The following is a 5,234-nucleotide window of genomic DNA, read 5'->3' as shown; positions in this document are numbered from 1 at the left end:
CAGTGAGTTGGCCCAGGCGGCGATGTCACCGGCGTATCCTTCGGCTGTGTCCACGTCCAGACGGACGCCGCCGAGTTGGATGCCTTCGCCATCGCCGTGACTGACAATGTGGATCGCATCGACTCCGGATAACTCCGCCAGCGTTTGTGTGATTTGTGTGATCCCGTCTCCATCGGACGATAACCGAACGATTGACCACTGCGTGCCGTCCGCCGAACCGTCGCGCAAACCCGCCAACAGCGTCTCAGAGTCTTCGACACCGGCGTCAACGAAGACGACCTCCAGACGTCGCGTGGGATCGAATGAAGGCGTCTCGGCCAAATCATTCGAGTGGGCTTGATCCGGTTCTGAGTCGGCAGAATCGACGTGAGGGGTACCGAACAATTGGTCGGTCGTACCGGCGGGTCCCGATTGGAGCATCTCGGCCATCAACGCGTCGAGAATTTCGACGTCGGCGTTGGGAACCGATTCGCCGGCATCAAATCCGTCCGCGCTCAACAGAATCCTGTCTTCCAGCGGGTAGAAGTCAAAAACGCGTTGGCAGTTCTGAGCGGACAAGGTGGTGGATCCAATTTGGTGGGGTGTGCCCGGTGAATTCGACATTCCTCACCCCCGCGGCCGCCGTCTTTCACCGTCCAACTCTAAGTCAGAATCAAAAGGAGGGGCGCTCGGGCAATCGTGGCAGAGCGGATTGCGGGACAACCGCCGTGAGCGATGGTAGGGCGCATGACGGTCAACCCGATCATACGGGTGGTACGACGTCGCGTGCGTCTTCGCCGCCCGTTGTCAGGGCGCGCACTCACTGGCCACGTTTCAGCAACGACTCCAGTCCCTCGTCGGCCGTCCCCAGGGAACTGCGATAGGCCGAGAGCATTGCGATCGGGTCGATGAACCGCCAGGCGGGCAAACTGGAGGCAAACACCGTCATCAACGCCCCGCCGCGGAGTGCCCAGAACACGTATCCGATGGAAAACACGCTCATCCCGGCGCCCGCTGCCCCGACGTAGACCAGCATCGGAGATTCTTCCTGCTGCTCGAGATCATCCCACTGAGTCCAGAGGATGGCTTGTCGAATGTCCTGCTGAAGCAAACGTTCCAGTTGCGTCGATTCAGACGAGGCTGAACGTGCGGCAGATACCTGGTTCTCGGAGACGCCGTAAACACTGAACAGCCGCCCCGACGAATCGCCGCTGAAGTCGCCTAGTGTCCCGGAATTTCCATCCGCCTCGGGTCCGCCCTTGGCATTTGCCAACCGCTCGGCTTGTGCAGCCGCGTCCAGCGCCGCTTGAATCGCGCCGGCGGCACTGTCGACGGATTCCTCCATCTGAGACTCGTCGGCCGAATCGCTTTGCGACAAAGGATCCTCGCCACTTCCCGGTTCCTCTCCGCTGTCCGTCGTCATTTCTGCTGGAGCGTTCGACGAAGCACTCGAGGACGTGTTCGAAAACGATGTTGGCGCCGGTGCAAGCAGAACCTCAATCGTCACCTCGACCGCACTACTGACCAGCGAACCATCGGTCACTGAATAGAAAAACGAATCTCGCCCAAAGAAACCGGTGTTGGGCGTGTAGGTGAACGCGCCGCCGGGCTGTAGCGAAAACGTCCCATGGTTCGGTCCGGTCACAAGAATCGTCGACATCGTGTGCCCATCGACATCCGTGTCGTTAAAAATCACACCCGGGTCGGCGACCGACAACGTCGCTTGGGGGTTGACCGTGTAGGCATCGGCGGTGGCAACCGGAGCATCGTTGACAGCGGTGATGTTCAATTGAATCGACTGGACGAGGGTGTCGGTTCCGCCACCGTCATCGATCACCTGGTACGAAAAGAACGAAGGTCCGCCGTTGGCATCGTCGGTGGGTCGGAACTGCATGCCTTGGAGCTCTGCCAACGTATAGGTCGACGTCGTCACGGTGGTTACGCCATCGGCCAAGTAGATTGCTCCGAGTGATCCCGATGGCACAACAGTGACTTGGTAGGTGAGGGTTTGGGATAACTCATCGCTTCCGCCGCCCGGGCCGTAGTGGACCGCCCCCAGACCCAGCGAGGTGAATCCGGAATCCTCCAGCACCGTCAGGTCATTCACCGAACCGGCCGACAGCACGGGTGCGTCGTTGATGGGCGTGGCGGTCATCGTTTTGATCCCCGTCACCGGTGGTGCCAGTCCATCGTCGACGCTGGTCGCGATCGTGAAGTCGTTGGCATAATCTGCAGTCGGCGAGAATGTCACGCCGGCCAGCAACGCATTGACATCCGCCACCGCACCGCTGGCGGTCCAAACACCGGCAGCAAAGGACGACGTCACCGCACCCGACGTGCCGGTGCTTAACGAACCCGCGGCAACATCCGACAGCGTCAATGTCACCGTCAGATTGGCGTCATCGATATCGCTGACCACAATGTCCGTCAGGTCCAGCGAAGCGTCCTCGGTGTAGGTCTCGGCCGCGTTCAGGTTTGTGCCCAGAGGAGCGTCGTTGATCGCGGTGATGGTCACCTTGACCGTCGCCGTATCGGTTCCGCCGTTGCCATCATCGACTTGATAGGTGAACGAATCGATCGCCGTCTGCCCGGGCGCGAGATAATCAAACATGCCGTTGGGATCATACTGGTAGTCCCCTCCCGCGGCGACGGTCAACAGCGCTCCCGATGGCAAGGTAAACGTCGAACCGACATTCGCCCCGCTGCCGTTGACCTGCGTGACCGTCAGTGGATCTCCCTCGCCATCGAGGTCATTGCCGAGGATTCCGTCGGCCAGATTGATGGTCAGCGGCGTGTCCTGGTTGGTCGAATAGCCGGTCCACTGCGGCCCGACCGTTCCCGAACCGCCGTCGACGAGTGATCCCGTGTTGGCATTGGCCGTCAAGTCAGCGGTGCTCGTCCCCGTCCCTTCATCGAAGCTCCAGTAACCGATCAGGCCCGTTTCGGTTCCGGCCAGGGATTGGTCGAGGCTGGTGCGGATTTCGTTCTGAGTCCGGGAGACGTTCCAAACTCGAACTTCGTCGATCTCTCCGGAAAAATACTGACCGACCGGGTTGTTTTGTCGCCCGCCGACGATGAAGTCATCCTTCGTGGCGTGCGCATCCCCGATGCTGCCCGATCCATAATAAGTTTCGACCAGATTGCCGTTGACGTACGTGCTCATCGTGCCGTTGTCATAGACCACCGAAACGTGAGTCCATTCATTGAGCGGGACGATATACCCGGTGTCATGCCAGGCCCAACCGGGCGTGGTGTTCGCGACGGCCCACCGCAGGTTGCCCGTCGACGTGATGCCGATTTCGTACTCGCCTTCCTTGTTCAGAATGATGCTTGAGGATGCGGGATAAGCATCGGGGCGAATGCGGGCCTCCATCGTCAGCTGGTTGCTGACTTCCAGAACCGCGCTAACGCCCATGTTCACCCGATCGTCGATGCCGTCAAATTTCAGCCCATGGTGGTCGTCGACGGCAATCGGGTCATCATCGACGGCTGTCACAGACAACGACCGTTGTGAGGTGTTACTCGTGCCGCCGTCGCCATCGGTCACCACAAAGTCGATCGTGCGCAACGATGAAGAGGGATCGTCCGAGACGTTGAAATAGCTGACCTGTCGTCCGACTTCCTGAGCGATCGCGGGTGTGCTGTTGCCATTGAACGTGATCACCAGCGGTGCCGTCCCCGTGCCACCGGTCAGCGTCCCGACTTGTGTCCCGCTGTGATACACCCCCGTCCCCAGCAACGTGATCGCACCGCCGGGCGAGATCGTCAATCGATCGTCTGCGGTGGCGTTGGCGGAAATCGTGACCGTCAACTGGCCGCCGTTGAGATCAACGGGATCCACATCCGCGATCGTCAATAGTGAATCGACGACTGTCGCGACGGCATTTTCCGAATAGGCCGCGACGCCTGCGGAGGTGCCGGTGACCGGCGCATCGTTCACGTCGGTCACGGTCACGTTGGCGGTTTCTGCCGCACTGCTGAATGCCGTGACGCCGCCGCGAACCGACGCGTCGACTTGGGTTCCTGCCGTCCCGCTGGTTTGATCCCAGCCATAGAAATCAAAACTGGCCGTCGTGCCCGATTCGCCGTTGGGAACAAAACGAACCAGGTCGACCGCTCGCAACAACAACGCGGACGTGCTGGAAACACTGCCGACTGCGGTCCACGACGATCCGCCGTCGGTGGAATACTCCCACGTACCGTTGCCGCTGGAAAGCGACGTGATCGCGACGCCTTCGATGGCCCCGCTGTCAACGTCGGTGATCCGGTCACCGCCGGCGCTGGCAATGATCGCGCTGATCGTGTCGCCGGCGTTGCTGGTTTGGTCTTCATTGATCGACGTCAGTGTCATGCTGCCGGTGTTGTCGACCACGGGAGCATCGTTCACGCTGGTGACAACAATATCGGCCGATTCGATCGCCGTAGAAAACGCTGACGTGCCACCGTTGGTTGCGGTGCTGACTTTCGTGCCGGCGGTCCCCGTCGTTTGGTCCCAACCGCGATAGTCAAAACTGGCGGTGGTTCCGTTTTCCGCGTCGGGTATGAATCGCACCAGATCGCTGTCCCGCAACAGCAGAGCGGAAGCGTTGGAAACCGAGCCGATGTCGGTCCAACTCGCTCCGGCGTCGACGGAGTACTGCCAGGTGCCGCCGCCACTGACGAGCGACGTGATCGCGATCCCTTCCAATGCCCCGGCGTCCACGTCGGTCATCCGGTCACCACCGGCACTGGCGATGATCGATGCGACGGTGTCTCCGCCGTTTGCCGTTTCGTCCTCGGTAAGAGTCGAAAGCGTCGTCGCGCCCGCGGGATCATACACCGGCGCGTCATTGACATCCGTGACCGTGATCGCAGCCGTTTCGGTGGCCGAACTGAACTCGGTGATTCCGCCATTGGAGGACGTGTCAACTTTGGTTCCGAACGCCCCGACGGATTGGTCCCAGGCGCGGAAAGTCACATCGGCCGACGTGCCGCCGACGCCGTTAGGCACCAGTCGAATCAGATCGTTCGAACGCAACAACAGCGCCGACGTGTTCGATACCGCTCCGATGTCACTCCAGGTTCCACCGGCATCGGTCGAATATTGCCAGGTGCCGTTGCCGTTGTTCCAGGATGTAATCGCAATCCCTTCGACCGCCCCGATGTCAACGTCGGTGACGCGGTCGCCGCCGGCGCTCAGCAGGACACTGGCGACCGTATTGCCCGAGTTGGTCAGATCGTCTTCGGTGATGGATGTCAGCGTCATCGTGCCGCTG

Annotated in this window: 2 protein-coding genes; both read right to left on the bottom strand. The window is 60.7% G+C overall.

Translation table 11 applies throughout. The features are described from left to right. Positions 1–558, bottom strand: a 558-nt coding sequence (locus ABX749_RS20780; RefSeq protein ID WP_372897662.1) for a DUF4347 domain-containing protein, incomplete at its 3' end; no start/stop codon positions are given. A 241-nt stretch (positions 559–799) separates the two neighbouring features. Further along, on the bottom strand, positions 800–5,224 hold the full coding sequence (locus tag ABX749_RS20775; RefSeq protein WP_372897661.1) for a tandem-95 repeat protein: 4,425 nt from the start codon (positions 5,222–5,224) through the stop codon (positions 800–802). Positions 5,225–5,234 lie beyond the last annotated feature (10 nt).

The organism is Stieleria sp. (assembly GCF_041595215.1).
Taxonomy (GTDB): domain Bacteria; phylum Planctomycetota; class Planctomycetia; order Pirellulales; family Pirellulaceae; genus Stieleria; species Stieleria magnilauensis.
This window is presented reverse-complemented; position numbering and strand designations above follow the sequence as displayed.

Bases quoted from the DNA above. Each gene is read 5' to 3' on its own strand.
- ABX749_RS20775 (WP_372897661.1), bottom strand. From the start codon at position 5,224: ATGACGCTGACATCCATCACCGAAGACGATCTGACCAACTCGGGCAAT.